At 73.4% G+C, this 26,735-nt stretch carries 23 protein-coding genes and 2 pseudogenes; 12 read left to right on the top strand and 13 right to left on the bottom strand.

The features are described 5' to 3' along the window. Window positions 1-21 precede the first annotated feature (21 nt). The 8 genes from B4U46_RS28665 to B4U46_RS28630 all read left to right on the top strand — a co-directional run bounded on the left by B4U46_RS28665 (window position 22) and on the right by B4U46_RS28630 (window position 8,862). Window positions 22-2,091, top strand: coding sequence for a protein meaA (locus tag B4U46_RS28665; RefSeq protein ID WP_079430553.1), 2,070 nt, complete (start codon window positions 22-24; stop codon window positions 2,089-2,091). Continuing rightward, window positions 2,088-3,062, top strand: a complete 975-nt coding sequence (locus tag B4U46_RS28660) for an HpcH/HpaI aldolase/citrate lyase family protein (protein ID WP_079430552.1) — start codon at window positions 2,088-2,090, stop codon at window positions 3,060-3,062. Before B4U46_RS28665 ends, B4U46_RS28660 begins: the two co-directional genes overlap by 4 nt. 4 nt (window positions 3,063-3,066) lie before the next feature. After that, window positions 3,067-3,579 (top strand): MaoC family dehydratase, encoded by a 513-nt coding sequence (locus tag B4U46_RS28655; protein WP_079430551.1) that lies wholly within the window; start codon window positions 3,067-3,069, stop codon window positions 3,577-3,579. Between the two features lie 2 nt (window positions 3,580-3,581). Beyond that, a complete protein-coding gene (locus B4U46_RS28650; protein ID WP_079430550.1) occupies window positions 3,582-4,787 on the top strand; it encodes an acyl-CoA dehydrogenase family protein in 1,206 nt (401 codons plus the stop codon). 186 nt (window positions 4,788-4,973) lie between these two features. Continuing rightward, window positions 4,974-5,630 carry a phosphatidylserine decarboxylase gene (locus B4U46_RS28645; RefSeq protein WP_045951332.1) on the top strand — a complete coding sequence of 219 codons (657 nt, stop codon included), beginning with the start codon at window positions 4,974-4,976 and terminating at the stop codon, window positions 5,628-5,630. After that, window positions 5,617-6,477 (top strand): CDP-diacylglycerol--serine O-phosphatidyltransferase, encoded by an 861-nt coding sequence (gene pssA, locus B4U46_RS28640; RefSeq protein ID WP_237293154.1) that lies wholly within the window; start codon window positions 5,617-5,619, stop codon window positions 6,475-6,477. Before B4U46_RS28645 ends, pssA begins: the two co-directional genes overlap by 14 nt. A 388-nt stretch (window positions 6,478-6,865) precedes the next feature. Then, entirely contained in the window at window positions 6,866-8,362 is a 1,497-nt protein-coding gene (locus B4U46_RS28635) for a DNA-3-methyladenine glycosylase 2 family protein (protein ID WP_079430548.1), read from the top strand. Beyond that, complete coding sequence (locus B4U46_RS28630) at window positions 8,359-8,862, top strand: methylated-DNA--[protein]-cysteine S-methyltransferase (protein ID WP_079430547.1); 504 nt, start codon at window positions 8,359-8,361, stop codon at window positions 8,860-8,862. The genes B4U46_RS28635 and B4U46_RS28630 overlap by 4 nt, the downstream gene beginning before the upstream one ends. 4 nt (window positions 8,863-8,866) lie before the next feature. Here the strand turns inward: B4U46_RS28630 and B4U46_RS28625 are convergent, their stop codons facing one another. The 3 genes and pseudogenes from B4U46_RS28625 to B4U46_RS28615 form a co-directional block, all read right to left on the bottom strand. Continuing rightward, entirely contained in the window at window positions 8,867-9,295 is a 429-nt protein-coding gene (locus B4U46_RS28625) for a hypothetical protein (RefSeq protein ID WP_079430546.1), read from the bottom strand. Window positions 9,296-9,350: 55 nt separating this feature from the next. Beyond that, a complete protein-coding gene (locus tag B4U46_RS28620) occupies window positions 9,351-9,851 on the bottom strand; it encodes an NUDIX domain-containing protein (RefSeq protein ID WP_079430545.1) in 501 nt (166 codons plus the stop codon). Between the two features lie 45 nt (window positions 9,852-9,896). Continuing rightward, window positions 9,897-10,367: pseudogene (locus tag B4U46_RS28615) on the bottom strand (BCCT family transporter); the annotation flags it as partial. Window positions 10,368-10,510: 143 nt separating this feature from the next. On the opposite strand from B4U46_RS28615, the gene B4U46_RS28610 reads away from it, so the two are divergent. Continuing rightward, window positions 10,511-11,659: a glycerate kinase gene (locus B4U46_RS28610; protein ID WP_079430544.1), complete on the top strand. Its 1,149-nt coding sequence runs from the start codon at window positions 10,511-10,513 to the stop codon at window positions 11,657-11,659. Window positions 11,660-11,817: 158 nt separating this feature from the next. Here B4U46_RS28610 and B4U46_RS28605 read toward each other — a convergent pair. Further along, a pseudogene (locus B4U46_RS28605) lies at window positions 11,818-12,705 on the bottom strand (GntR family transcriptional regulator); the annotation flags it as partial. 53 nt (window positions 12,706-12,758) lie between these two features. Next, window positions 12,759-13,355 carry a cysteine hydrolase family protein gene (locus tag B4U46_RS28600; protein ID WP_079430543.1) on the bottom strand — a complete coding sequence of 199 codons (597 nt, stop codon included), beginning with the start codon at window positions 13,353-13,355 and terminating at the stop codon, window positions 12,759-12,761. A 113-nt stretch (window positions 13,356-13,468) separates the two neighbouring features. Here B4U46_RS28600 and B4U46_RS28595 point away from each other — a divergent pair, with 113 nt between their 5' ends. Beyond that, window positions 13,469-14,455, top strand: coding sequence for a GlxA family transcriptional regulator (locus tag B4U46_RS28595; protein ID WP_079430542.1), 987 nt, complete (start codon window positions 13,469-13,471; stop codon window positions 14,453-14,455). Further along, window positions 14,452-17,253, top strand: coding sequence for a SpoIIE family protein phosphatase (locus B4U46_RS28590; RefSeq protein WP_079430541.1), 2,802 nt, complete (start codon window positions 14,452-14,454; stop codon window positions 17,251-17,253). The genes B4U46_RS28595 and B4U46_RS28590 overlap by 4 nt, the downstream gene beginning before the upstream one ends. 14 nt (window positions 17,254-17,267) lie before the next feature. Here B4U46_RS28590 and B4U46_RS28585 read toward each other — a convergent pair whose 3' ends face one another. The 7 genes from B4U46_RS28585 to B4U46_RS28555 all read right to left on the bottom strand — a co-directional run bounded on the left by B4U46_RS28585 (window position 17,268) and on the right by B4U46_RS28555 (window position 25,135). After that, window positions 17,268-19,331 carry a SpoIIE family protein phosphatase gene (locus B4U46_RS28585; RefSeq protein ID WP_079430540.1) on the bottom strand — a complete coding sequence of 688 codons (2,064 nt, stop codon included), beginning with the start codon at window positions 19,329-19,331 and terminating at the stop codon, window positions 17,268-17,270. Between the two features lie 162 nt (window positions 19,332-19,493). Then, entirely contained in the window at window positions 19,494-19,973 is a 480-nt protein-coding gene (locus B4U46_RS28580; protein WP_079430539.1) for a DUF3574 domain-containing protein, read from the bottom strand. A gap of 92 nt (window positions 19,974-20,065) precedes the next feature. Beyond that, window positions 20,066-20,980: a DNA-binding protein gene (locus tag B4U46_RS28575; protein ID WP_079430538.1), complete on the bottom strand. Its 915-nt coding sequence runs from the start codon at window positions 20,978-20,980 to the stop codon at window positions 20,066-20,068. Then, window positions 20,977-22,185 (bottom strand): MAB_1171c family putative transporter, encoded by a 1,209-nt coding sequence (locus B4U46_RS28570; RefSeq protein ID WP_079430537.1) that lies wholly within the window; start codon window positions 22,183-22,185, stop codon window positions 20,977-20,979. The genes B4U46_RS28575 and B4U46_RS28570 overlap by 4 nt, the downstream gene beginning before the upstream one ends. Continuing rightward, window positions 22,182-22,805: a hypothetical protein gene (locus B4U46_RS28565; protein WP_123995246.1), complete on the bottom strand. Its 624-nt coding sequence runs from the start codon at window positions 22,803-22,805 to the stop codon at window positions 22,182-22,184. Before B4U46_RS28565 ends, B4U46_RS28570 begins: the two co-directional genes overlap by 4 nt. A 133-nt stretch (window positions 22,806-22,938) precedes the next feature. Continuing rightward, window positions 22,939-24,135 (bottom strand): aromatic amino acid transaminase, encoded by a 1,197-nt coding sequence (locus tag B4U46_RS28560; protein ID WP_079430535.1) that lies wholly within the window; start codon window positions 24,133-24,135, stop codon window positions 22,939-22,941. Then, window positions 24,128-25,135: a DMT family transporter gene (locus B4U46_RS28555; protein WP_237293153.1), complete on the bottom strand. Its 1,008-nt coding sequence runs from the start codon at window positions 25,133-25,135 to the stop codon at window positions 24,128-24,130. The genes B4U46_RS28560 and B4U46_RS28555 overlap by 8 nt, the downstream gene beginning before the upstream one ends. Before the next feature lie 165 nt (window positions 25,136-25,300). Here B4U46_RS28555 and B4U46_RS28550 point away from each other — a divergent pair, with 165 nt between their 5' ends. Then, the gene (locus B4U46_RS28550; protein ID WP_079432031.1) at window positions 25,301-25,783 is read left to right on the top strand and encodes an Lrp/AsnC family transcriptional regulator; all 483 of its coding nucleotides are present in this window, start codon (window positions 25,301-25,303) and stop codon (window positions 25,781-25,783) included. An 11-nt stretch (window positions 25,784-25,794) separates the two neighbouring features. Here the strand turns inward: B4U46_RS28550 and B4U46_RS28545 are convergent, their stop codons facing one another. Beyond that, the gene (locus B4U46_RS28545) at window positions 25,795-26,676 is read right to left on the bottom strand and encodes a LysR family transcriptional regulator (protein ID WP_079430534.1); all 882 of its coding nucleotides are present in this window, start codon (window positions 26,674-26,676) and stop codon (window positions 25,795-25,797) included. Window positions 26,677-26,735 lie beyond the last annotated feature (59 nt).

Here is a 26,735-nt window from a genome sequence, read left to right as displayed (position 1 = left end):
AGGCCGTAAGGATCGCCTGAGATGACAGAGCGCCAGAAAGACCGTCCGTGGCTCATGCGGACGTACGCCGGCCACTCCACGGCCGAGGCGTCCAACGAGCTGTACCGCCGCAACCTCGCCAAGGGCCAGACCGGCCTGTCGGTCGCGTTCGACCTGCCGACGCAGACCGGCTACGACCCCGACCACATCCTCGCCCGCGGCGAGGTGGGCCGGGTCGGGGTCCCGGTCTCCCATCTGGGCGACATGCGGCGGCTGTTCCAGGACATCCCCCTGGAGCAGATGAACACCTCGATGACGATCAACGCCACCGCCATGTGGCTGCTGGCGCTCTACCAGGTGGCCGCCGAGGAGCAGGGGGCGGACATCTCCAAGCTCCAGGGCACCACCCAGAACGACATCGTCAAGGAGTACCTCTCGCGCGGGACGCACGTCTTCCCGCCCGGGCCCTCGCTCCGCCTGACGACGGACATGATCGCGTACACGGTCAACCACATCCCGAAGTGGAACCCGATCAACATCTGCAGCTACCACCTGCAGGAGGCCGGGGCCACCCCGGTCCAGGAGATCTCGTACGCCATGTCCACCGCGATCGCCGTCCTGGACTCGGTGCGCGACTCGGGCCAGGTGCCCGAGGAGCGCTTCGGCGAGGTGGTCGCCCGGATCTCCTTCTTCGTGAACGCGGGCGTCCGCTTCATCGAGGAGATGTGCAAGATGCGCGCCTTCGGCCGCATCTGGGACCGGGTCACCCGCGAGCGCTACGGCATCGAGGACGCCAAGCAGCGCCGCTTCCGCTACGGCGTCCAGGTCAACTCCCTCGGCCTGACCGAGGCGCAGCCGGAGAACAACGTCCAGCGCATCGTCCTGGAGATGCTGGCCGTCACCCTCTCCAAGGACGCCCGCGCCCGCGCCGTGCAGCTGCCCGCCTGGAACGAGGCGCTGGGCCTGCCCCGGCCCTGGGACCAGCAGTGGTCGCTGCGCATCCAGCAGGTCCTCGCCCACGAGAGCGACCTGCTGGAGTACGAGGACATCTTCGCCGGCTCCCACGTCATCGAGGCCAAGGTCGACTCCCTGGTCGCCGACTGCCTGGCCGAGATCGACCGGATCCAGGAGATGGGCGGCGCGATGGCCGCCGTCGAGTCCGGGTACCTGAAGTCCCAGCTGGTCTCCTCGCACGCCGAGCGGCGCGCCCGCATCGAGTCCGGCGAGGACAAGATCGTCGGGGTGAACTGCTTCCAGCAGACCGAGGAGAACCCGCTCACCGCCGACCTCGACGGCGCGATCATGACGGTCGACGCGGCGGTCGAGGAGTTCACCGTCGAGCGGCTCAGGCGCTGGCGCTCCGAGCGCCAGGAGTCCTCGGACCGGCAGGGCGACGGCGACCCCTTCGTCTTCCCGACGGTGATGCAGGCCCTGGACCGGCTGAAGGAGGCCGCCGCCGGGACCGAGAACCTGATGGAGGCCACCCTGGAGTGCGCCCGGGCCGGTGTCACCACCGGCGAGTGGGCGAGCGCCCTGCGCGAGGTCTTCGGCGAGTTCCGCGCCCCGACCGGGGTCTCCTCGGCCCCGGTGGCGGTCGCCGCCGAGGAGGGCACGCCGCTGGCCCTGGTCCGTGAGAAGGTCGCCCGGACGGCGGACGAGCTGGGCGCGGGCCGGCTGCGCCTGCTGGTCGGCAAGCCCGGCCTGGACGGGCACTCCAACGGCGCCGAGCAGATCGCCGTCCGGGCCCGCGACGCCGGGTTCGAGGTGGTCTACCAGGGCATCCGGCTGACGCCCGAGGAGATCTCGACGGCGGCACTGGCCGAGGACGTGCACTGCGTGGGACTGTCCATCCTGTCCGGTTCGCACAGCGCTCTCGTCCCGGACGTCCTGGAGCGCCTGCGCACGGCGGGGGCGGGCGACATCCCCGTCATCGTCGGGGGCATCATTCCGAACGCCGACGCCGTGACCCTGAAGGAGGCGGGGGTGGCCGCCGTGTTCACCCCCAAGGACTTCGGCATCACGGAGATCATCGGACGTATCGTCGACGAGATCCGCAAGGCCAACAAGCTCCACCCCCTCACCATCGCCGAAAGCACGGAGGTCCCCGCATGACCACGCCCTCTTCCCCGGTCAACCGGCTGCGCCCGCGCCGTTCCTGCCTCGCGGTGCCGGGCTCCAACCCCCGGTTCCTGGAGAAGGCCCAGGGCCTGCCGGCCGACCAGGTCTTCCTGGACCTCGAGGACGCCTGCGCCCCGCTCGCCAAGGAAGGCGCCCGCCACACGATCGTGGACGCGCTGAACAACGGCGACTGGACCGGCAAGACCCGCGTGGTGCGCGTCAACGACTGGACCACCCACTGGACGTACCGCGACGTCATCACGGTCGTCGAGGGCGCCGGCCAGAACCTCGACTGCATCATGCTGCCGAAGGTCCAGGACGCCCAGCAGGTCGTGGCGCTCGACCTCCTGCTGACCCAGATCGAGAAGACGATGGGCTTCGAGGTCGGCAAGATCGGCATCGAGGCGCAGATCGAGAACGCCAAGGGCCTGGTGAACGTCGACGCGATCGCCGCCGCCTCGCCGCGCCTGGAGACGATCATCTTCGGCCCGGCCGACTTCATGGCCTCGATCAACATGAAGTCCCTGGTCGTGGGCATGCAGCCGCCCGGCTACCCGGCGGACGCCTACCACTACATCCTGATGCGGATCCTGATGGCGGCCCGTACGCACGACCTCCAGGCGATCGACGGCCCCTTCCTGCAGATCCGCGACGTGGACGCCTACCGCGAGGTGGCCGGCCGCGCCGCCGCCCTGGGCTTCGACGGCAAGTGGGTGCTGCACCCCGGCCAGGTCGACGCGGCCAACGAGGTCTTCTCGCCCTCGCAGGAGGACTACGACCACGCCGAGATGATCCTCGACGCGTACGACTGGTGCACCTCCGAGGCGGGCGGCAAGAAGGGTTCCGCGATGCTCGGCGACGAGATGATCGACGAGGCCAGCCGCAAGATGGCCCTGGTCATCGCGGGCAAGGGCCGGGCCGCCGGAATGCAGCGCACCACCAAGTTCGAGATCCCGGAGGCCTAGGACCATGCAGTTCGGACGCACGTACGAGGAGTTCGAGGTCGGCGCGGTCTACAAGCACTGGCCCGGGAAGACGGTCACGGAGTACGACGACCACCTCTTCTGTCTGCTGACCATGAACCACCACCCGCTGCACATGGACAGCAATTACGCGGAGAACACCACCGACTTCGGCAAGAACGTCGTCGTGGGCAACTACATCTACTCCCTGCTGCTGGGCATGTCCGTCCCGGACGTCTCCGGGAAGGCCATCGCCAACCTGGAGATCGAGTCCCTGCGGCACGTGGCGCCGACCTTCCACGGCGACACGCTCTACGGCGAGACCACGGTCCTCGACAAGACCCCGTCGAAGTCGAAGGACGACCGCGGGATCGTGTACGTGGAGACCAAGGGCTACAAGCAGGACGGCACCCTCGTCTGCGTCTTCCGGCGCAAGGTGATGGTCCCGACCGAGACGTACATCAAGGCGCGCGGCGGCGAACAGCCCGGCCGCCCGGAGCTGAAGACGCAGGAGAAGTAGCCATGGCCCGACTCGCCCAGACCGCCGGACTCACCGACGTCCAGCAGGAGATCCTCAAGACCGTCCGGGAGTTCGTCGACAAGGAGATCATCCCGGTCGCGACCGAGCTGGAGCACCGCGACGAGTACCCGCAGCAGATCGTCGACGGCCTCAAGGAGCTCGGCCTCTTCGGCCTGATGATCCCCGAGGAGTACGGCGGTCTGGGTGAGTCGCTGCTCACCTACGCCCTGTGCGTCGAGGAGATAGCCCGTGGCTGGATGTCCGTCTCGGGCATCATCAACACCCACTTCATCGTGGCGTACATGCTCAAGCAGCACGGCACGCAGGAGCAGAAGGAGTACTTCCTCCCGCGCATGGCGCTGGGCGAGGTGCGCGGCGCGTTCTCGATGTCCGAGCCGGGGCTGGGCTCCGATGTGTCGGCCATCACGTCGAAGGCGGTGAAGGACGGGGAGGAGTACGTCCTGAACGGCCAGAAGATGTGGCTGACGAACGGCGGCTCCTCGACCCTGGTGGCCGTTCTGGTCCGGAGTGACGAAGGACACCCCGAGGGCACGGCGCCCCACAAGTCGATGACGACCTTCCTCGTCGAGAAGGAGCCGGGCTTCGGTGAGGTCCGTCCGGGCCTGACCATCCCGGGCAAGATCGACAAGATGGGCTACAAGGGCGTCGACACCACCGAGCTGATCATGGACGGACTGCGCATTCCGGCCAATCGGGTCCTCGGAGGCCAGACCGGCCGAGGGTTTTACCAAATGATGGACGGGGTAGAGGTCGGCCGAGTCAACGTGGCGGCCCGTGGCTGCGGCGTCGCGCAGCGTGCGTTCGAGCTGGGTGTCTCTTATGCCCAGCAGCGTCACACTTTCGGCAAGCCGATCGCCCAGCACCAGGCCATCCAGTTCAAGCTGGCCGAGATGGCTACCAAGGTCGAAGCGGCCCATGCCATGATGGTGAACGCAGCACGCAAAAAGGACTCCGGGGAACGAAACGACCTCGAAGCCGGCATGGCGAAGTACCTCGCCTCCGAATACTGCAAGGAGGTCGTCGAGGACGCCTTCCGCATCCACGGCGGCTACGGGTTCTCGAAGGAGTACGAGATCGAGCGCCTCTACCGGGAGGCCCCGATGCTTCTGATCGGTGAAGGTACCGCCGAGATCCAGAAAATGATCATCGGGCGCCGCCTGCTGGAGGAGTACCGAGTCCAGGGCTGAAAGTCCCTTTTGCAGTGATTCTTCCCACGGTTTTCCGTGGGAGGATCACTGCCAGTCACTGGCTGGGGGCCATCGACTCGGCTTCTGGCTTGCCCAGTTGTTGCGCGCAACCGATAGCATTCCAGTAAAGCCGCCGTCCCGTCCCCCCGTTTGCGGCGCGGCAATCACCCGCTACGAAGGTCATCCATGCCCCACAGCCAAACCTCTGCACCTCGCGACAGCCGACTCGGCGTACGCCTCGCGCGCGGAGCATCGCCGTGGCTTCTGCCGACCGTTGCCACCGCGGCCCTCAGCCTGACCCGGGCCCGCAAGTCCGGCCGCTGGGCCGCCGTGGCCGTGCCCACCACCGCGCTCGCGGCGGGCATGCTGTGGTTCTTCCGCGACCCCGAGCGCGAGATCGCGCAGGGCCGCGTCATCTCGCCCGCCGACGGTGTGGTGCAGAGCATCATGCCGTGGAAGGACGGGCGCACCCGCGTCGCGATCTTCATGAGCCCGCTGAACGTCCACGTCAACCGCGCGCCCCTGGCGGGCACGGTGACGTCCGTGGAGCACATCCCCGGCGGGTTCGTCCCGGCGTTCAACAAGGAGAGCGAGAACAACGAGCGCGTCGTCTGGCACTTCGACACCGAGCTCGGCGACATCGAGATGGTGCAGATCGCCGGCGCCGTCGCCCGTCGCATCGTCCCGTACCTGCCGGCCGGCACCAAGGTGGAGCAGGGCGAACGCATCGGTCTGATCCGCTTCGGCTCCCGCGTCGACATCTACCTCCCGGAGGGCGTCGAGGTCGCGGTCGAGGTCGGTCAGGCCACCACCGCGGGGGTGACCCGAATTGACCGTGACTGACCCCGAGACTCCTGCCACCGGCTGGGTGCCCGAGTCCGCCCCGGAGGAGTCCGCCGAGGACGACATGCCGCTCTCGCTGCGGCTGTCGATAGCGGACACCCTCACCCTGGGCAACGCGACGTGCGGATTCATGGCGGTGTACTTCACCACCACCGGGATCCTCATCCCGCACCTCACCGGAAGCGGCGAGTCCGGCATGGCCCGGCACAGCGCGGCGACCGCGGTGATACTGATGCTGCTGGCGGCGGTCTTCGACCTCTTCGACGGCATCGTGGCCCGCAAGCTGCGCAGCTCCCCGATGGGCGCCGAGCTGGACAACCTGTCCGACCTGATCAGCTTCGGCCTCGCGCCGGCGTACTTCGTGCTGGTCTACGGGATGGTCGCCGACGACGCGCACCAGAAGGTGTCGGCGCTGGCGGCGATCGTTGTGCTGCTGGCGGTCGTCCTGCGGCTGGCGAGATTCAGCTGCGTGACGATGAAGGACGGCATGTTCCAGGGCATGCCGAGCCCCTTCGGCGCACTGACGGTCGTCTCGATCGTGCTGCTGGAGCTGCCGTTCGTGCCGACCCTGCTGGCGATCGTGGGCGTGGCCTGGCTGATGGTGAGCCGGGTCGAGTACCCGAAGCCGCGGGGGGCCCTCGCGGCGGCGATGCTGAGCTGGATCGTCGGGGCGATGGGTCTGCTGGCGGCGTGGGCGTTCGACGCCCCGGGCGGTCAGCTGCTCCTCCAGACGGGGTGCGCGCTGCAGATCGCCCTCGCGGCGACGATCCCGCTGTTCGCGACGACGCGGCGGGCGAACACGTTCCGCCACAACCGGCGCGAGGCGCGGGCGGCGCAGCTGCCGTAACGCTGCCGCTCGGCTGTACGTCCGAAGGCCCCGGGGTGCCACTTGGCCCCCGGGGCCTTCGCCGTTCCCCGGGCGGTGCCGGGGTGCCGGGTGCCGCTGCGCGGGGCTGGGTCCCCTACCCGCCCTTCGCCCGTTCCCTGGGGGCTCCGCCCCCAGACCCCCGCGCCTCAATCGCCGGCGGGGCTATAAATAGCCCCGCCGGCGATTGAGGCGCGGGCGCGGTAGCGCCGTGTTTCGAGCCGCGGCGGCGAGTGAGACGGGAACGGTGGAAGGGTGGGTAGGGGACCGCTCCGCGCAGCGGCAGCCCGCACCCCCGCCCCCTGGGACGGTTAGCCTTGATGTCGGAAAACCGCCAGCCCGCCGCCCGGCCGGCCGGGATGCTGGAGCCATGTACACCGACACCGACCGCTGTGTGCGGGCCGTGCAGTCGAAGGACGCCCGTTTCGACGGGTGGTTCTTTACCGCGGTCCGGACGACCGGCATCTACTGCCGGCCGAGCTGCCCGGCCGTGCCGCCCAAGGTCGAGAACATGAGCTTCCTGCCCAGTGCCGCCGCCTGCCAGCAGGCCGGCTACCGGGCCTGCAAGCGGTGCCGGCCCGACACCAGTCCCGGGTCGCCCGAGTGGAACGCCCGCGCCGACGCCGTCGCACGTGCGATGCGGCTGATCCAGGACGGGGTCGTGGACCGCGAAGGGGTCCCCGGGCTCGCCGCGCGCCTGGGATACTCCGCCCGGCAGGTCGAGCGGCAGCTGAACGCCGAGCTCGGCGCCGGCCCCCTCGCCCTGGCCCGCGCCCAGCGCGCGCAGACCGCCCGGCTGCTCATCGAGACCTCCGAGCTCCCGATGGGCGACGTGGCCTTCGCCGCCGGGTTCTCCTCCATCCGCAACTTCAACGAGACGGTCCGGGAGGTCTTCGCCCTGACCCCCGGCGAGCTGCGGGCCCGCGCCGCCCGGGCGGGGAGGCGGGAGCCCCGCGTCCCCGGGACCCTGAGCCTGCGGCTGCCCTACCGGGCCCCGCTCACCCCCGACAACCTCTTCGGGCACCTCGTCGCCACCGCCGTCCCCGGGGTGGAGGAGTGGCGTGACGGGGCCTACCGGCGGACGCTGCGGCTCCCCCACGGTTCCGGCATCGTCGCCCTCACGCCCGGCCCCGACCACATCGGCTGCCGGCTCGCGCTGACCGACCTGCGGGACCTGACCATCGCCATCAGCCGCTGCCGGTGGATGCTCGACCTGGACGCCGACCCCGAGGCCGTGGACGACCAGCTGCGCACCGACCCGCTGCTGGCCCCGCTCGTGGACAAGGCCCCCGGGCGGCGGGTGCCCCGGACCGTCGACGCGGCGGAGTTCGCCGTACGGGCGGTGCTGGGGCAGCAGGTGTCCACCGCCGCCGCGCGGACCCACGCGGGCCGGCTGGTGAGCGCGTACGGGGAGCCCGTCGAGGATCCACAGGGCGGGCTGAGCCACCTGTTTCCCTCCCCCGAGACGCTGGCGGGGCTCGACCCCGAGGCGCTGTCGATGCCGCGCAGCCGCCGCACCACCCTCACCACCCTGGTCGCGGCGCTCGCGGACGGCTCGCTGCCGCTGGGCATCGACAGCGACTGGGAGGCCGCCCGGGCCCGGCTGAACGCCCTGCCCGGTTTCGGGCCCTGGACCACCGAGGTCATCGCGATGCGGGCGCTGGGCGACCCCGACGCGTTCCTGCCGTCCGACCTCGGGGTCCGCAAGGCCGCCCAGGGGCTGGGGCTGCCGTCCACGCCCGCCGCGCTCACCGCCCGGGCGGCCGGCTGGCGGCCCTGGCGCGCCTACGCCGTCCAGTACCTGTGGGCGACCGACGGCCACCCGATCAACCGCATGCCCGCAGAAGGAGAAGGAGCACAGTCGTGACCGGCAACAGGCAGCACACCGTCGTGGACAGCCCGTACGGGGCGCTCACCCTGGTCGCCACCGACGGGGTCCTCAGCGGGCTGTACATGACCGGCCAGCGCCACCGCCCCGAGGAGGAGTCCTTCGGCGAGCGGGTCGCGGCGCAGGAGGAGCCGTTCCCGGAGGTGGTGCGGCAGCTCGCCGCGTACTTCGCCGGGGAGCTGACCGAGTTCACCGTGCCGGTGAAGCTGGAGGGGACGGCGTTCCAGCGCAGCGTCTGGGAGCAGCTCGTCCGGATCCCGTACGGACAGACCTGGTCCTACGGGCGGCTGGCGGCGGAGCTCGGCAAGCCGGGCGCCTCCCGCGCGGTGGGCCTGGCCAACGGGAAGAACCCGGTGGGCATCATCGTGCCCTGCCACCGCGTGATCGGCGCCTCCGGCTCGATGACGGGCTACGGCGGCGGGATCGAGCGCAAGGTGCGGCTGCTGGAGTTCGAGAGCCGTGGTGCCGGCGCCCGGTAGGGCCTCAGACCACCGCCAGGGGGACCAGGAGGGCGAAGCCCGCGCCCGCTTCGACGGCGTAGGCGTAGAGCGAGGGGTGCTGGACCGGCGCGGCGAGCAGGACCACGCTCTGCTGGGTCGCGGCGGCCTTCACCCATTCGTCGTCGGCGCCGAGCCGGCCCTGGTACCAGCCCTCGCAGGGGCCGGGGCCGGTGACGGCGAGGACGTCGTCCTCGCGGCGGTAGAAGGCCTGCCAGCCCTCGGCGGGCGCGGACCAGGCCTCGAAGTCCTCGAAGGAGGCCCAGCCGCCCTCGCGGATGGCGGTGTCGAAGAGCCAGACCGGCATCCCCTCGGGGGAGAGTTCGCCGCCCGACTGCTCTTCGGTGGTGAAGTGGACCATGGGGAGTGCGTCGGGACCGTCGGCCGTGCTCGGCCAGGCGTACATCGTGATCATCTGTTGATTCTGCCCTGGGTGGAGGAGTTCGGGACAGGCCGGCCGTCGGGCGTCGTCAGGTGCTCCGGGGGCGGCGGCCGTTCTCCAGTTCCACGGTGCCCTCGCCCGACTCCAGTACCCGGCAGGCCTCCTGGACGCGCGGACCGAGCGGTCCGAGGAGGTACGCGGTCAGTTCGGCGGGCTCGACGAGCTTCCAGGAGAGCAGTTCCTCCTCCTGGAGGGTGATCGAGTCCAGCTGGGCGGCGTCGAGCACTCCGCCGTCGTAGAGGTAGGCGACCAGCGGCGGGCGGCCCGCGCCGACGCTCCAGTCGATGGCGAGGAGCCGGCCCAGCGGCAGGTCGAGGCCGATCTCCTCGGCGCTCTCCCGGCGGGCCGCGGCACGCGGGGACTCGCCCCGGTCGGATTCGATCGTGCCGCCCGGCAGGGCCCAGCCCTCGCGGTAGTTGGGCTCCACGAGCAGGACGCGGCCCCGCTCGTCGCGGAAGAGGGCGGCGGCGCCGGACAGCACCCGGGGCAGGCCGGCGATGTAGGTGGCGTAGTCATCCGTGGTGGTCACGCCGCCACCCTAACGGGCCCGCCCGGGCCCGTACCGGGTGGTTCACTCCAGGGCGGCGCGGGCCGCGTCGCCGGTGCGCGGGGCGGCGCCGCTGGCGGGGGGCGGGGCGAGGTAGTGGGTGAGGGGTTCGCCCACCCCGTAGAACATCAGGCCGATGCCCATGCCGGCGCTGAACATCATCGCGATCCACGCGAGGTTGCCGAACTCGGGTTCGGAGTCGTCGGCGCCGAGCCGGATGCGGCCGAAGCGGCTGACGGCGAGGACCACGCACAGGACGAGGAAGACGTCGGCGGCGATCACGAAGAGCCAGGCGAAGTTGGCCAGTACCCAGGCCAGGGCGGAGCCCGAGGCGGCGTCGAAGGAGCCCTTGCCGAGGGCCGCCCAGGCGACCACGGCCAGCACGGCGGCCACCCCGACGGTGACGACCATGCGGTCGGGGCTGTCGTCCGGCGGGCCGCCGCCGGGCCCCGCGCCAGGGGCGTCCGGACGTGCCTGCTCCAGTGATTCCGCGCTCATCTGGCCACACTATGCAGGCGTATATCCGTATTTAGGCCCATGGCGCGCCGCATGTGGCCCAGGCCACTCATGGGCATAGGAGGATCCTCCGGATAAGCTCATGGCGGCGCGACTGCACTGTTCGATAGCAAGGGATTAGCAAGGTGACGGACGGAGCAGTAACTGAGGCCGCGCGCGTGCTCATCGCCGCGGACAAATTCAAGGGCTCGCTCACGGCCGTTCAGGTCGCGGAGCGGGTGACGGCCGGCCTTCGCAGGGCCGTACCCGGCGTGGAGGTCGAGACCCTCCCCGTCGCGGACGGCGGCGACGGGACGGTCGCGGCCGCCGTGGCGGCCGGGTTCGAACGCCGGGAGGTCAGGGTCACCGGTCCCGTCGGCGAGCAGGTCACGGCCGCGTTCGCCTTCCGTGACGGCACCGCCGTGGTCGAAATGGCCGAGGCCTCCGGGCTCCAGCTGCTCCCCGCCGGCACCTTCGCCGCGCTGACGGCGACCACGTACGGCTCCGGCGAGCTGCTGAAGGCCGCGCTGGACGCGGGTGCGCGCTCGATCGTCTTCGGCGTGGGCGGCAGCGCCACCACCGACGGCGGCGCGGGCATGCTCGCCGCGCTGGGCGCGGTGTTCCTGGACGCGGACGGCGAGCCGGTGGGCCCGGGCGGCGGGGCGCTGGCCTCGCTGGCGTCGGCGGACCTGTCCGGGGTCGACCCGCGGTTCGCGGACGTGGACTTCGTGCTGGCCAGCGACGTGGACAACCCGCTGACGGGCCCCAAGGGCTGCGCGGCGGTGTACGGCCCGCAGAAGGGGGCCTCGCCGCAGGACGTGGCGACCCTGGACGCGGCGCTGGGCCACTACGCGCAGGTGCTGGAGAAGGCGATCGGCCCCAAGGCCGCCGAGCTCGCCGCCTCCCCCGGCGCGGGCGGCGCGGGCGGCATCGGCTACGGCGCGCTGCTGCTGGGCGCGAGCTTCCGGCCGGGCATCGAGCTGATGCTGGAGGTGCTCGGTTTCGCCCCCGCGCTGGAGCGGGCCACGCTGGTGATCACCGGTGAGGGCTCCCTGGACGAGCAGACCCTGCACGGCAAGGCCCCGGCCGGGGTCGCGGCCGCGGCGCGGGCCGCCGGCAAGCCGGTGGTGGCGGTGTGCGGGCGGCTGCTGCTGGGCCAGGAGGCCCTGGAGGCGGCGGGCATCCGCAAGGCGTACCCGCTGACAGACCTGGAGCCCGACCCGGCGAAGTCCATTCCGAACGCCGGTCCCCTGCTGGAGCAGGTCGCGCAGAACATCGCCGCCGAGGTCCTCTGAGTCCCGGCCGGCCACGGCTCCCGAGGCCCGGTACCCCGCTGCGGGGTACCGGGCCTCGCCCGTGCCCGGGGGTATCGCTGCGGGGTGCCGGGGCTCCGGAGCCGGGGCCGCGCGGGGTCTGCGGGTCTGCGGGGGACGGCCGCGATCCGGGCGGCGAGTCCGTCCAGGAGGGCCGCCAGGCCGAAGCGGAAAAGGGACTCCGGGGAGAGGGCGGCCCCGGCGCGGGCGCCCGCGAAGGCCGGGAAGGCGCCGCCGTCCACCAGCGCCGCCAGCCGGTCCTCCTGGGCCCGCATCCACTGCTCCCCGCTCACCCCGCCGGCCCGCTCGGCCGCCGACTCCGGCTCCAGGTCCACGGCGTGGCCCCGGACGTAGCCGAACAGCGTCACGGCGGCGTGCATCCGGGCGGCGGCGTCCAGGCCGAGGCCGTCCAGGGCGGCGAGCGCCCAGTCGATGTGCCGGATGCCGTGGGGGATCAGCAGGGGGCGGCTGAGGTTCATGGCGCCCGCCAGCCAGGGGTGGGCGCGGTACAGCCGCCACTGGAGGGCCGCCGACAGCTCCAGCCGGTCCCGCCAGTGCGGTGGCGGCCGCAGCGGCAGGGGCTCCTGCGCGAACACCTCGTCGGCCATCAGCACCACCAGCTGCTCCTCGCCGCTGACGTGCCGGTACAGGGACATCGCGGAGACCCCGAGTTCCGCGCCGAGCCGCCGCATGGTCAGGGCGGCCAGCCCCTCCGCGTCCGCGAGGGTGACCGCCGCGCGGACGATCCGGGCGCGCTGGGCCGTGTCGTCCTCGGCGGCGGAGCGACGGCCCCTGCCGGTCGCGGGCCGGGCCGCGACGACCGTGCCGACGCCCGGTACCGCCCGTACCAGACACTCCTGTCCGAGGGTGGCCAGCACCTTGCTCGCGGTGGCCATGGCCACGCCCCACCGCTGGGTGATGGCCCGGGTGGAGGGCACCCGGTCCCCCGGACGCAGTTCCCCGCGCTCGATGCGCCCCCGCAGTTCGGCCGCGATCCGCGCGTACGGCGCCTGCTGCCGCTCCGTCATCCCGCCCCCTGGTGCACTGGTACGGACGGACCCTAATGCACGGGGTGACACCGCTACGCGGGCTCCGCCGCCGCCAGGACCTCGGCGGTGGTGACCACGCGGGCGAAGCCGCCGCCCTGGAGGTTCACGGCCGTGGCCGCGGCGAGCTGGTCGGCGGTGAGGGACAGGCCGGCGGGGCCCGCCAGGTCGAAGGTGTGGGTGGCGTCCAGCGGGACGACTACGTCGTAGCCGAGGTTCCCGGCCATCCGGGCCGTGGTCTCGACGCACATGTTGGTCTGGATCCCGACGACCACCAGCTGGCGGACGCCCCGGGCGGTGAGCCAGTCCGCCAGGTCGGGGGTGCCGTAGAAGGACGAGTTGACGGTCTTGGTGACCAGCAGGGACTCCTGGCCGAGCCGGTCGGCGACGAACTCCTTGAAGGCGTACCCGGGCCGGTCGGGGGCGAGGACGGAGCCGGGCCGGGAGGAGGCGTGCTGCACCAGCACCAGCGGGCGGCCGGACTCCTGCCAGGCGTCCATCAGGGCGGCGATGTTCTCCTCCGCCGCCGGGTTGTTGCGCGGGCCCCAGAAGGAGGCGTCGTCGAAGCCCTTCTGGACGTCGATGACGATCAGGGCACTGTCGGGGGCGATCTCGATCGCGTTCTCGGTCATGTCTCGATCATGTCGGGCGGGGGCCGGGCGCCCCAGGGGCACCCGGGACGCGAAACGATGGGATCCTGCCAGACTGGCAGGATCGCCAGGCGGGGTTCTGGCAGAGTGGCCGCATGCACCGCGTCGCGATCGTCGCCCAGCCCGGGATCCGCGCCTTCGACCTCGCCGTCATCACGGAGGTCTGGGGGCCCGACCGCAGCCGCAGCGGGGTGCCCCCGTTCGAGCTGCGCCGCTGTGCGCTGGAGCCGGGGCCCATCGCCCTGCCCGGCGGGCTCACCCTGGCCCCCGACCGGGGACTGGACTGGCTCGACGAGGCCGATCTGGTCGTGGTGCCGGCGCTGGCGGAGCCTTGCGATCCGACGCCCGAGCCGGTACTGGCGGCCCTGCGGCGGGTGCACGCCCGGGGCGCTGCGGTGGCGGCGCTGTGCGCGGGGGCGTTCGTCCTCGCCGAGGCGGGGCTGCTGGACGGGCGGCGCGCGGTGACGCACTGGTGGCTGGCCCCGCAGCTGGCCGCCCGCCATCCCGCGGTGCTGGTGGAGGAGGCCCCGCTGTTCGTGGAGGACGACGGGCTGTGGACCTCCGCCGGGGTCGCCTCGGGCATCGACCTGTGCCTGCACCTGGTGCGCGAGGCCCACGGGGCGGAGGCCGCCGCCGCCATCGCCCGTTCGATGGTGACGGGACCGTTCCGCGCCGGGGACCACGCCCAGTACCTGGACCGGCCCACCCCGGCCGCCGACCGGACCGCCGAGGCGCTGGCCGCCGTGCGCCAGCAGGCCCTGCGCCGGCTGCACGAGCCCCTGGACGTGGCCACGCTGGCCCGCTGGGCGGGGATGTCCCCGCGCTCCTTCGCCCGGCACTTCGCGGCCTCCACCGGGACCACGCCCCACCAATGGCTGCTGGGCCGCCGGCTGGACGAGGCCCGCAAGCTCCTGGAGCGCACCGACCACCCGGTGCCCGAGGTGGCCCGCCGGGCGGGGTTCGCCAGCGAGGTCACCTTCCGCCAGCGCTTCGCGGCGGCCTTCGGACGCAGCCCGCGCGCGTACCGCACGGCGGCGGCCAACGCTCCCCTAACCGGTGACAGTGTTAGAAATGGCTCATGACCGGACGTTCGGGTCGGCACAGGGATACGCGGCCGGCGAGCCTGCTCGCGCGCCTCTCGCTGGCCCGCAGCAGTCTCGCCGGCCAGGTGTTCGCCCTCCAGGCGCTCATCGTGCTGCTGCTGATCACGGCCGCCGCGCTGGCCCTGTTCTTCCAGGCCGGCCACGACAGCGAGAAGGACGCCCGCAACCGTTCGCTGGCCGCCGCCGAGGCCTTCGCCCACGCCCCCGGCCTGCCCGCCGCGCTGGCCTCCCCCGACCCCACCGCCGAGCTCCAGCCCCTGGCCGACGCCGCCCGCAAGGCCTCCGGCCTCGACTTCGTCTCCGTCCTGAGCACCGACGGCGTCCGCTACACCGACGCCCGGCCCGACCTGATCGGCAAGCGCGCCACCGGCGACCTCGGGCGGGCGGCAGCCGGGGAGCCCTTCACCGAGGTGTTCCGGGGTGCGCCCAGTGACGCGGTCCGGGCCGTGGTCCCCGTGCGGGACGCCGGGGGCAAGGTGGTCGGGCTGGTCTCCACCGGCATAGAGATCGAGAACCTCGGCCACGTGGTCGAGGGACAGCTCCCGCTGCTGATCGGGGCCGCCGCCGGCGCCCTGCTGCTGGGCACCGCCGGGGCCGCCCTGGTCAGCCGGCGGCTGCGGCGCCAGACCCGGGGCCTGGGCGCCGCCGAGCTGGCCCGGATGAACGAGCACCACGAGGCGGTGCTGCACGCCGTGCGCGAGGGGGTGCTCATCGTCGGCGCCGACCACCGGCTGCTGCTCGCCAACGACGAGGCGCGCCGGCTGCTGGACCTGCCGCCCGACGCCGAGCAGCGGGACGTCGGCGAGCTGGGCCTCGATCCGCGCACCGCCGGGCTGCTGCTGTCCGGGCGGGTGGCCACGGACGAGGTCCACCTGGCGGGCGACCGGCTGCTGGCCGTCAACGTACGGCCCACCGCGCCGTTCGGCGGACGGCCCTCGGGCAGCGTGATGACCCTGCGCGACACCACCGAGCTCGCCGCGCTGTCCGGCCGCGCCGAGGTGGCCCGGGAGCGGCTGCAGCTGCTGTACGACGCCGGGGGGCGGATCGGGACCACCCTGGACGTGGTGCGCACCGCGGAGGAGCTGTCGGAGGTGGCCGTGCCGCGCTTCGCGGACTTCGTCACCGTCGAGCTGCTGGAGCCGGTGCTGCGCGGGGACGAGCCCTCGCCGGTGGCGGGGATGCACGCGCGGATGCGGCGGGCGGCGATGACGGGGGTGCGCGCCGACCAGCCGCTCCAGCCGGTCGGGGACACCATCTTCTTCGCGGTGCCCGACGCTCCGATGGCGGAGGCCCTGGACGCCGGGCGGGCGGTGCTGGCCGCCGACCTGCAGGCCGCGATGGGCTGGCGGGCGGCCGACGCGGCCGGGACGCGGGTGGCCCTGGAGTACGGGTTCCACTCGCTGATCTCCGTACCGCTCCAGGCGCGGGGCGTGGTGCTGGGGATGGCGAACTTCTGGCGGGCCGCGGACACCCCCGAGCCCTTCGACGAGGAGGACCTGTCCTTCGCGGAGGAGCTGGGGGCGCGTGCGGCCGTCTCCATCGACAACGCCCGCCGCTTCACCCGTGAGCACGCCACCGCCGTGACCCTCCAGCGCAGTCTGCTGCCCCGGGTGCTGCCGGACCTGAGCGCGGTGGAGACCGCGTTCCGGTACCTGCCGGCGAAGGCCGGGGTGGGCGGGGACTGGTTCGACGTGATCCCGCTGCCGGGGGCGCGGGTGGCGCTGGTGGTGGGCGACGTGGTGGGGCACGGGGTGCACGCGGCGGCCACGATGGGCCGGCTGCGCACGGCCGTGCACAACTTCTCGACGCTGGACATGCCCCCGGACGAGCTGCTGGGCCACCTGGACGAGCTCATCGACCGGATCGACCAGCTGGAGGGCGGCGAGCCGGCCGCGGGCGAGGAGCCCGGCGAAGGGGTGGGCGAGGGGGCCGAGGAGCCGGCCGGCATCACCGGCGCCACCTGCCTGTACGCCGTCTACGACCCGGTGTCGGGGCACTGCGTGATGGCCAGCGCCGGCCATCCGGGGCCGGCGCTGGTCCACCCCGACGGGCGGGTGGAGTTCCCGGAGCTGCCGACCGGGCTGCCGCTCGGGGTGGGCGGGATGCCCTTCGAGGCGACGGGGCTGGCAGTGCCCGAGGGCAGCCGGCTGGTGCTGTTCACGGACGGGCTGCTGGAGGACCGCGACCGGGACTTCGACGCCGGGCTGGAGCTGCTGGGCCGGACCCTGGCCCGGCCGGGCCGCAGCCCCGAGCAGGCCTGCGCGGACGTGCTGGCGGCGATGCTGTTCCCGGCGCCGAGCGACGACATCGCACTCCTGATCGCCGAGGCCCGGCGGCTGGATGCGCACCGGATCGCGGAGTGGGAGGTGCCCGACGACCCGTCGGCCGTCTCCCGGGTGCGCCGGGCCGCGGCCGGGCAGCTGGAGGCGTGGGGGCTGGAGGAGCTTTCGTTCACGGCCGAGCTGGTCCTCAGCGAGCTGATCACCAACGCGATCCGGTACGGGAACGAGCCGATGAGGGTCCGGCTGCTGAACGACCGGAACCTGATCTGCGAGGTCTCCGACGGCAGCAGCACCTCCCCGCACCTGCGCTACGCGGCCACCACCGACGAGGGCGGCCGGGGGCTGTTCCTCGTCGCCCAGTACGCGGAGCGGTGGGGCACCCGCTACACGGAGCGGGGCAAGGTCATCTGGGCGGAGCTGTCGCGTACGGCGGGCGGGGAGCCGCAGCTGCCGCCGGGTCTGGACCCGGACGTGCTGGGGGACCTGGCCTGGTGAGCCGCCGCCACCGGTCAGCCGGTGGTGCGGGCCAGCAGGACCGCCACGTCGTCCTGCGGGGCGGTGGGCAGCAGCCGGGTCAGGACGGCCTCGCACAGCTCCTCCAGCGGCCGGGCGGGCTGCCGCAGGGCGCGGGCGAGGCGGTCCATGCCCTCGTCGAGGTCCCGGTCGCGGGCCTCGATCAGCCCGTCGGTGTAGAGGGCGAGGAGGCTGCCGGGGGGCAGCCGGACCGTTTCGGAGGGGAAGGAGCGGCCTCCGGTGCCCAGCGGGGTGCCGGGCGGGCCCTGGAGGAAGGCGACCGTGCCGTCGGCGGTGACCACGGCGGGCGGCGGGTGCCCTGCGCGGGCGATGACGCAGCAGCCGGTGGCCGCGTCGTGCACGGCGTAGACGCAGGTGGCCATCTCGTCCTCGCCGAGGTCGCGGACGGCCGCGTCCAGGGAGCGGAGCATCCGCGCGGGCGGCACGTCGTGCCGGGCGAGGGTGCGCACGGCGGTGCGGAGCTGGCCCATGACGGCGGCGGCGTGGATGCCGTGTCCCATGACGTCGCCGATGACCAGGCCGGTGCGGCCGCGGGGCAGCTGGATGACGTCGTACCAGTCGCCGCCGACGTCGTGGTCGCTGGCGGGCAGGTAGCGGCCGGTCAGCTCGAGGCCGGGGACGTCGGGGAGGGCGCTGTTGGTGAGGCTGCGCTGGAGGGTGAGGGCGGCGTGCCGCTGGGCGGTGTACATGCGGGCGTTGTCGATGTTGAGGGCGGCCCGGGCGACGAGTTCGTCGATCAGGACGCAGTCCTGCGCGTCGAAGGGCTCGCGGCTGCGCAGCCTGGTGACGGCGACGGCGCCGAGCACCTTGCCGCGGGCGACGAGCGGGACCATGCGGGCCGAGCCGAGGGCGGCGAGGTAGGCGCGCAGGGCGTCGGCGCGGGGGTCGGTGATCAGGGCGGGGACGTCGGAGGCGTAGAGGTTCATCGGCACGCCCTCGGCGATGACCCGTTCGTAGACGGACCCGGCGGGGATCTGGAGGGTCTGGCCGGGGACCAGGCGGGCGGTGGGGGCGGTGGGGTCGGGGAAGGCGGCGGCGAGGCGGCGCATGACCCCGTGGGTGGCGGCGGCCGCGGCGTGGGTCTCGTCGGGGTCGAGGACGGCTTCGAGGAGCTGTACGTCGGCGGAGTCGGCGAGCTGCGGCACCAGCAGGTCGACGATCTCCTGGGCGGTGCGGCCCAGGTCGAGGGTGGTGCCGATGCGGGTGCCGGCCTCGGCGAGGAGGGCGAAGCGGGTGCGGGCGCGTTCGGCCTCCTGCTGGGCGCGCTGGCCCTCGGTGATGTCGATGAGGGAGGCGATCAGGCCGAGGGTGCGGCCGCTGCCGTCGAGGAGGGGGGCGTAGGAGCAGGACCAGGTGTGGTCGTGGCCGGGGTCGGCGGGGGTGCGGCCGGTGCGGCGGACGTCGAGGACGGCGGTGCCCCGTTCGAGCACCTGCCGCATGGTGGCCTCCAGCGCGGTGGCGTTGACCCCGGGGACCACCTCGGTGAGCCGCCGGCCCAGGTGGTCGGCGGCGGGGACGCCGTTCATCCGGGCGAGGGCGTCGTTGACGCGCAGGAAGCGCAGGTCGGGGCCGAGGGTGGCGAGACCGATCGGGGACTGGGTGAACAGGCTCTGGAGGGCGGCGAGGGAGTCCCGCATGCGCAGGACCTGGGAGGTCTCGACGGCGATGAGCATGGCGCCCCTGCGGCCCCGGGGGTCGGCGGCGGGCACGATCCACATCTCCATGGCGACCCGGTGGCCGTCGCGGTGGCGGACGGGCAGGGTGCCGACGACGGTCTCGCCGGCCTGGACGCGGCGGGTCAGGTCGTCGGCGAGTCCGCGGTTGCCCTCGGGGACGAGGACGGCGGTGCCGGGGCGGCCGAGGATCTCCTCGGGCCGGTGGCCCAGGAGTTCCTGGGCCGCCAGGGACCACTCCACGACGATGCCGTCCGCGTCCTCCCGCCACAGGGCGATCGGCAGCAGCTCGCGCAGGACGCCCGCGTACCCGACGGCCGCTTCCGGCGGATCGGGCACCCTGCTCGCCGACTGGTACGTGTCCAATACACCGATCCTCACCCCGAGGGGTCCGATTCGTACCGATTCACCCTATCCGAGGGCTCGGTATGGGGCGCTGTGGCGGGGGCGGAACGGCGGGGGCGCGGCGGCGCGCGCAGGGGCGCCCGGCGTCCAGGCCGCTCCCCCGGCGCCGCCTGCCCGCCGGACTCAGAAGTCGACCTGGGCGCGGACGTCGGCCCGGCCCACGGACTCCAGCTCCCACGTCGTGCAGTACAGCTTGCGGATGTACTCGATGTCGGCGTTGCGGGCGGCGGCCTCGCGCACCGGGTACATCACGGTGAGCTCGTACGATCTCTCACTGTTGATGTCGCCCTCCTTGTCACGCCACTGGCCGCGGCCCTCCTGGAGGGTGAGCCCGGAGGGGAACCGGGGGGTGATGACGTCGGCGAGGAACTTGTTGAACTCCGCCTCGGTGATCGGCGGGTTGCCGTTGTGCCGGCCCGTGCCGAAGTAGAGGTGCGTGGAGATGTACGGGGTGCCCTGCTCGGCGGCGGGCTGCGCGGCCGGGGCGGCCGAGGCGGCGGGCGTGCCGAAGGCGGCCTGCGACACCGGACCGCCGAAGGCGAAGAGGAGGGCCGCCGCGGCCAGCAGGCCGGCGGCGGGCGTCGAGATCCGTGGAGAGCGCATGTCGTCGTCCAATCTGTGGAGTGGTGGGTGTGTCGGTGTCGCGCGTCGTGGCGGCCGTCCGGCGGGTCCGTCCCTCCGAAGGGCCGGGCGGCTCAGGCCGGCAGGGATTCCCGCAGGTGGACCGCCGCGTCCCGCAGGGAGGCCGGGGCCCCGCGGCGGTGGCGCAGACCGGCCGCGGTGGCGGCCAGCGTCTCGGTCGTGCGGACCGAGCCGATGGCCGCGGCCCGGGGGGCGATCCGTCCGATGAGCTCCTCCGCCTCATGCCAGGCGCCGGCTCCGGCGAACGCCGCGAGGAGCTCGGCGGAGAACAGGTGCCGGTAGGAGGGGCCGGGTGCGGTGGCGGCCTCGTAGAGCAGCGGGATGGCCCGGTCCCAGCGGCGCAGCCGGGCGTGGACCCAGCCTTGGTGGCCGAGGAGTTCGGTCTGGTCGATCCACCACGCCCAGTGCGGGTCCCGGGGCGAGATCCCGTCCAGGAAGCGGCTCTGGGCGCGGGCGATCAGCCGGAGGGGTTCGCGGTCCGCGCCGAGCAGGGCGGTGGCGTGGGCCCGGCGGACCAGGACGAGGCCGGCGACGCGGGCGGGCAGCGGGCGCGGCCCGGCCACCCGGGCGGCGGCGTCCAGGGCGGCCCGGGGGCGGCCGGTGTGGGTGGTGAGCATGCTGTGGTTGAGCAGGGTCAGCCGGGCCGTCCAGCGGTCCCCGCACAGTTCCGCCAGGGCGAGGGCCCGCGCGTTCATCCGGTGGGCACGGCGGTAGTGGCCCGCGTCGAAGAGGATCCAGCCGATGACCTCCGCCAGCTCGGCGAGGGCGGCGAGCGGGTCGGGGCCGAGGCCGCGCAGGGTGTCCGGGGCGGCCGACAGCTGCGGGAGCGGTCGCACGGCCTCCCGTACGGCGGCCACGGCCGCGGTCGCGCCCCGCCCGGTGTCGAGGGCGACCAGGCGTGCGACGGCCCCCGCGGCCAGGGGGACCAGGTCCTGGCACTCCCCCGGCTCCCGCCCGGGTGCCGTCATGACAGCAGGCCCGCGTCGACCGGCCCGGGGCGGCCCTGGCCGAGCCGGTTGAAGGAGGAGGCCACCTGGCTCAGCCACTCCACCTCGTCGCGGAAGTCCTCGTACGGGGGCCGCGCGGGGATCTCGGAGGCGTCGGCGCGCTCCGCCCGCTCCTCGGCGGGCCGGCTGAGGACGGCGCGCACCTGCAGGGCCTCGCCCAGGGGCGAGGTCGGGTCCTCGGGGAGGTCCAGGGAGCGGGCCACGCGGGAGAAGTCCTCCAGGGACAGGGAGGTGCGCAGGATCAGCTGCCCGTCGCGGATCTCGATGACGCGGCGGTAGAGGCGGTAGTGCGGGTCCCGCGGGGGCACGAGGTCGCGCAGCCGGGAGCGTGGCGGGTCCAGGGCGATGTCCGGCGAGGCCTGGTACAGCGCCCACCACAGGGGCCGCAGCCGGTGCCAGGAGCGGTAGGAGCGGATCCAGCCGCGGGCGCGGGTGATGCGGATGCCCCAGGAGGGGATGGTCCAGCCGGCGATCTGGAGGAGGGCGCCGACGCTGCCGGCCGTCCACTGGATGGGGTCGAGGGCGCTGCCGTCGAAGTCCAGGCGGGTGCCGGCGATCTGGATTCCGCGGGTGACGCAGTAGACGAGGATCATGCTGGCGCCGACGGTGACGGTGCGCATGCCGACCTTGAGCCACTGGCGGTTGGCCATGGTGGTGAAGCGCAGCGACAGGCGCACGGTCTCGAACTGCCCGACCGCGCAGACCAGCAGGTAGAAGGACATGTACACGGCGTATCCGCCGTGCTGGATGCTGAGCAGGATCGTGGAGGTGGCCGTCTCCGAGTGCGCCACCGGGCCGACGGAGAAGGAGGAGACGACGAGCACGGCGAGCGCGCCGCCGAAGCCGAGGACGCGCCGGCGGGCCATCCGGCGCGCCTCGGCGGGCGGTGAGGACCAGTAGACGAGGACCACCTGCTGCGCGGCGGTGAGCACCACGACCGCCGCCTGGGTGATCAGCGAGGTGATGTTCGGCAGCCCGAAGAAGGCGGAGATGTGCAGCCGCAGCAGGTCCAGGTCGACCAGGAAGCTGATCCCGGAGCACAGGAAGTAGGTGCACAGCGCCCACAGGGCGACGTCGTGCCGTCTGCGCAGCAGGTCCGGGAGCCGGTAGGCGAAGGCCGCGAGGCCGACGAAGGCACAGACCCACGCGAGGATCGCGTAGATCACGCCGGCCCCTGCTCGGGCCTGCCCAGACCGCTCTCTATCCGGGCCACTATCTCGGCGGCCTCGTCCGGCACCCCCCAGGCGGGCTCGGTCCACCGCTTGTTGGCCCGGGCCAGGATCAGGGAGGCCATCGTCTCGGCCTCCTGCTCCTCGTCGTCGCTGTAGCGGGAACGCATCAGCACGCTGCGCACGGCCTCGGGGTCGACGTCGGAGAACAGCGCACCCGCCTCGCCCACTCCTCCCGTCACCTCCGGCTCGCGCGGACCGGCGCCTGCCTGGTCCAGTTGCAGGGACCCCTGGTGGTCGAAGGCGATGTGGGCGAGTTCGTGGGCGATGATGTGTTCCTTGTGCGACGCCGAAGCCGCCTTCTCGAAGGCGATGATGTCGAAGTCATCCGTTTTCAGCCATATCCCGAACAGGTGGCGTTCGGGGAAGGCCGTCGGGATCAGGTGGATGGGACGCCCGCGCCGCGCGCTGAGGTGCGCGTGGAGCTCGTCGATGCCGCAGCCGTGCTCCATGCCCCATTCCGCGAGCAGCCCTTCGCAGGTCCGGCGCACCTTCTTCAGCCGCCGCCTGAGCCTGCGGTCCTCCGACGCCGGTAACGCGGAGCCAGGTAACTTCATCCCTCAGTCCTCCGGCGAACCCAGCGGTCGACAACGCGGCCATGATGCCACACGGCCAACTGCCCACCGCCCGCTGTGAGTTCTATCCGGCCATTCTCCAGGGGCTCTCGACCTGCATGCTTTGTCCAGCGGTTCAGCGGCCGGCGAGTACGCCCGCGACTCCCCGCGCGAGGCAGGGGATCCGCCCGGCCTCGATGCCCGCGATGTTGATCCGCCCGGCGGTGGTCCCGTAGATGGCGTACTGCCGGCGCAGCCTGAGCATCTCCTCGGGGGTCAGGGGCAGCATGGAGAACATTCCGCGCTGCCGTGCGAGCGAGGCCGCCTGCGGGCCCCAGCCGAGCTCCGCCAGCCGTGCGGCGAGGTTCGTGCGGTTGGCCTCGATGCGGCCGCGCATGACCTCCAGCTCGGCCCGCCAGGCGGCCCGCAGCCCCTCGTCCTCCAGGACGGTGGTGACGACGGCGGCCCCGTGCTCGGGCGGCATCGAGTACAGCGTCCGGGCGGCGTTCTGCAGGGCCGTCTCGGCGTGCCGCACGGCCCGCTCGGAGGCACCGAGGACGATGGCGCAGCCGGTGCGGTCGCTGTACAGGCCGAAGTTCTTCGAGCAGCTGACGGCGATGAGCATCTCCGGCACCCGGTCGGCGAGCAGGCGGGTGGCCCCGAGGTCGGCCTCCAGCCCGTCGCCGAGTCCGTGGTAGGCCAGGTCGACGAACGGCACCCAGCCGTCGCGGACCGCCAGCGCGGCCAGGGCCTCCCAGTCCTCGGGCTCGGGGTCGACGCCGGTGGGGTTGTGGCAGCAGCCCTGGAGCAGCACCACGTCGTCGCGGGTGGCCGCCGCGAGGTCGCGCAGGACGCCGGCCGCGTCGAAGCGGCCCTCGGCGTCGCGCCAGCGGTAGGTGCGGACCTCCAGCCCGGCCGCCTCCAGGATGGGGCGGTGGTTGACGTACGCCGGGTCGCTGATCCACACGGTGGCGCCCGGGCGGGTGCGGCAGATCAGGTCGGCCAGCAGCCGCAGCGCCCCGGAGCCCGCGACGGTCTGGACGGCCGCGGCCCGGCCGGCCGGGCCCTGCGGGCCGGTGTCCCCGAGGACCAGGGTGAGCAGGGCCCGGTTGAAGGCGGAGTTGCCGGACAGGCCCCGGTACTCCTTGGACTCGGAACGTTCCGCGAGCCGTATCTCCGCCTCGCGGACGGCGGCCATGACCGGCGTGCGGCCCGTGTGGTCGCGGTAGACGCCGAGCACCAGGTTCAGCCGCTCGGCCCGCTCGTCGGAGCCGAACTCGTACGTCAGGTCCCACAGCGGGTCGGTGGGCGGCGGGGGAAGGAGCTCAAGCATCTGCGGGGACCTCGGGACGGGGGTGGGCGGAGGGACGGGTGCGGGGCCGGGGGCGCCGGTTGGCGAGGACGACGCCGACGGTGATCAGGGGGACGCCGACGAGCACGGCGGCGGTCGGGGACTCCCCGAGCACGGGGACGGCGAGCAGGACGACGGCGACGGGACTGAGGCTGCCGACGGCGGAGCTGCGTTCGGCGCCCAGCCGGCGGATGGCGAAGGCGTACAGCAGGCCCGCGCACAGCCCGACGCCGAGCCCCTGCACCACGAGGAACAGGGCGATGTCGGCGCCCGCCGCGTGCGCCAGGCCCGTCGGGAGGGCCCCGGTGAGGACCAGCAGGGCGATCACGGCGAAGGAGGGCAGGCACAGCAGGCCGATCGAGCCGACGGGGTCGAGGTCCACGTCGCGCAGCCCCACGGTGTACAGGGCCCACAGGCCGCTGGCCACGAGCAGCGTGGCGGTCCCCTCCAGTACGGCGGCGTCGACGGGGACGACGTAGCGCCACACCAGGGCGGCCACTCCGGCCGCGATCAGCGCCAGCCCGGCCGCCTGGGCGCCCCGGGGGAGCCCGCGGCCGCGGGCGGCCATCAGGGCGGAGACGAAGAGCGGGACCATCCCGGGGACGATCGAGCCGACGAAGGCCGCCGAGGTCAGGGACCCGCCGTGCATGGCCGCGAGGAAGAAGGGCACCCCGGCCCCGCAGACGATCTTCAGGGCGGTTCCGGGGCGGACCGCGGCGATCTTGCGCCTGCGCCGCCACAGGGCGGGGGCCAGGACGAGGACGGGGACGCCGAAGCGCAGCAGGGCGGCGTCGGCGGGCAGCAGGGTGGAGGCGCTCAGGGCGCGGGCGCTGAGCGCGAAGGCGGCCCAGATGGCCACGGTCACGCCGAGGGCGAGCATGCCCTGGGCGTGCGGGGAGAGCCCGGACCGGCCGGTGTTTCCGGCCGGCGGGCCCGCCGTTTCGACAGGCGCGGACGCGCCGGTGGTTTTGGTCGCGACCAAGGGATGCACTCCAGCCTGTGAGAGCGGGCCGGTCCGGCCCGTTCACCGGCAACGTTAGGGCGTGGGCCGGGGCAGCCGATTGCCAGTTCTGCCGCTCGGACATACGTTTGGGGCAGGATCTGCCAAGAATCGCCGAGAGCGCGCCGAGGAACCCCGGGAGTGGCCATGGACGCCGTCGACCTCCAGATCATCCGGGAGCTGCAGGCCGACGGACGGCTGTCCAACCAGGACCTCGCCGACCGCGTGCGGCTGTCCCCCTCCCCGTGCCTGCGCCGGGTCCGCCGGCTGGAGGAGGCGGGACTGATCCGCGGCTACACGGCGGTGGTGGACCAGGTGGCGTTCGGGCTGCCGATCACCGTCTTCGTCCGGATCCGTCTGGAACGGCACACCAAGGAGGCGGTCGCCGAGTTCGAGCAGCACGTCGCGGTGATCGAGCACATCCAGGACTGCTATCTGATGGCGGGCAGCAGCGACTACCTGCTGCGCGTGGTGATCGAGGACCTGGAGGCGTACGAGGCCCTGGTCCGCCACCGGATCCACGCCATCCCCGGGATCGCCTCGATCGAGTCGAGCTTCGCGTTCGGCAGCGTCAAGCAGTCGCGGACCTACCCCCGACCCACCCCGGGAGCGGCCGCGCGGACCCTCTGAGGGCTGCGGCGTCAGCCTTCCGCGCGGAAGTGCGCGAGGACGAAGGCGGCGAAGTCGCCGACCGCGGCGGGCCGGAAGGCCGTACGGTCGCGCACCAGCCACAGCACCCGGTGGCTGTCGGTGCCCTCCAGCCGCGCCCAGGCCACCGCCCCGCGCAGGCCCGCCTCCCGTGCCATCGCCGGGAGCAGGGCGACCCCGAGGCCCGCGCCGACCAGGTCCAGCAGCGCGCCGGGTTCGTCGCCCTCGCAGACGACCGCGGGCCGCAGGCCCTCGCGGGCGAACAGCCGGTCGGCGAGTTCCCGCTGCCAGTGTCCCGGCCCGGGGGTGAGGAACGGCTCCCCCGCCAGCTCCGCCACGGCGACGTCCTGACGCCCGGCCAGCCGGTGCCCGGCGGGCACCGCGAGCAGCACCTCCTCGCGCAGCAGCTCCACCGACTCCAGTCCCGGCCCGGCGAGCGGCTCGGCGGCGAGGCAGAGGTCCGCCTCGCGGGTGCGCAGCAGGTGCGCCATCGCGTCGGCGGGGCACTGGCGCAGCCGGAGGTCCACGCCGGGGCGGGCGCGGCGCCATCCCGGGAGGAGGGCGGCCAGGGTCATCAGGGTCTCGGAGGCCACCGTCACGCTGCCGCTGCCGGCGCCGGCCGCCTGCGCCAGTTCGCGGCGGCCGTCCTCCAGTTCGCCCAGCGCCCGGTCGACGCGGCGCAGGAAGGCGGCGCCGTGCCGGTTCAGGCGGATGCGGCGGCCTCGGCGCTCGAAGAGCTCCACTCCGAGGTCGGCTTCCAGGCGGGCGACGGTGCGGCTCACCGAGGGCTGGGCGACGCGCAGTTCGGCGGCGGCCCGGCTGATGTGCTCGTGGCGTGCGACGACCTGGAAGCAGCGCAGGGCGGGCAGATCCATCGCGGCGGGCCCCCTTCATAACCGTGGGGGCATCCTTTCATGGCAGAACCGGTCTTGGA

This window comes from Streptomyces katrae (assembly GCF_002028425.1).
Taxonomy (GTDB): domain Bacteria; phylum Actinomycetota; class Actinomycetes; order Streptomycetales; family Streptomycetaceae; genus Streptomyces; species Streptomyces katrae_A.
This window is presented reverse-complemented; position numbering and strand designations above follow the sequence as displayed.

What these genes read in the sequence shown, in the direction of transcription:
- B4U46_RS28665 (WP_079430553.1), top strand. Translation starts at nt 22, where the DNA reads ATGACAGAGCGCCAGAAAGACCGTCCGTGGCTCATGCGGACGTACGCC.
- B4U46_RS28660 (WP_079430552.1), top strand. Translation starts at nt 2,088, where the DNA reads ATGACCACGCCCTCTTCCCCGGTCAACCGGCTGCGCCCGCGCCGTTCC.
- B4U46_RS28655 (WP_079430551.1), top strand. Translation starts at nt 3,067, where the DNA reads ATGCAGTTCGGACGCACGTACGAGGAGTTCGAGGTCGGCGCGGTCTAC.
- B4U46_RS28650 (WP_079430550.1), top strand. Translation starts at nt 3,582, where the DNA reads ATGGCCCGACTCGCCCAGACCGCCGGACTCACCGACGTCCAGCAGGAG.
- B4U46_RS28645 (WP_045951332.1), top strand. Translation starts at nt 4,974, where the DNA reads ATGCCCCACAGCCAAACCTCTGCACCTCGCGACAGCCGACTCGGCGTA.
- B4U46_RS28635 (WP_079430548.1), top strand. Translation starts at nt 6,866, where the DNA reads ATGTACACCGACACCGACCGCTGTGTGCGGGCCGTGCAGTCGAAGGAC.
- B4U46_RS28625 (WP_079430546.1), bottom strand. Translation starts at nt 9,295, where the DNA reads ATGATCACGATGTACGCCTGGCCGAGCACGGCCGACGGTCCCGACGCA.
- B4U46_RS28600 (WP_079430543.1), bottom strand. Translation starts at nt 13,355, where the DNA reads ATGACCGAGAACGCGATCGAGATCGCCCCCGACAGTGCCCTGATCGTC.
- B4U46_RS28595 (WP_079430542.1), top strand. Translation starts at nt 13,469, where the DNA reads ATGCACCGCGTCGCGATCGTCGCCCAGCCCGGGATCCGCGCCTTCGAC.
- B4U46_RS28590 (WP_079430541.1), top strand. Translation starts at nt 14,452, where the DNA reads ATGACCGGACGTTCGGGTCGGCACAGGGATACGCGGCCGGCGAGCCTG.
- B4U46_RS28580 (WP_079430539.1), bottom strand. Translation starts at nt 19,973, where the DNA reads ATGCGCTCTCCACGGATCTCGACGCCCGCCGCCGGCCTGCTGGCCGCG.
- B4U46_RS28575 (WP_079430538.1), bottom strand. Translation starts at nt 20,980, where the DNA reads ATGACGGCACCCGGGCGGGAGCCGGGGGAGTGCCAGGACCTGGTCCCC.
- B4U46_RS28565 (WP_123995246.1), bottom strand. Translation starts at nt 22,805, where the DNA reads ATGAAGTTACCTGGCTCCGCGTTACCGGCGTCGGAGGACCGCAGGCTC.
- B4U46_RS28560 (WP_079430535.1), bottom strand. Translation starts at nt 24,135, where the DNA reads ATGCTTGAGCTCCTTCCCCCGCCGCCCACCGACCCGCTGTGGGACCTG.
- B4U46_RS28550 (WP_079432031.1), top strand. Translation starts at nt 25,301, where the DNA reads ATGGACGCCGTCGACCTCCAGATCATCCGGGAGCTGCAGGCCGACGGA.
- B4U46_RS28545 (WP_079430534.1), bottom strand. Translation starts at nt 26,676, where the DNA reads ATGGATCTGCCCGCCCTGCGCTGCTTCCAGGTCGTCGCACGCCACGAG.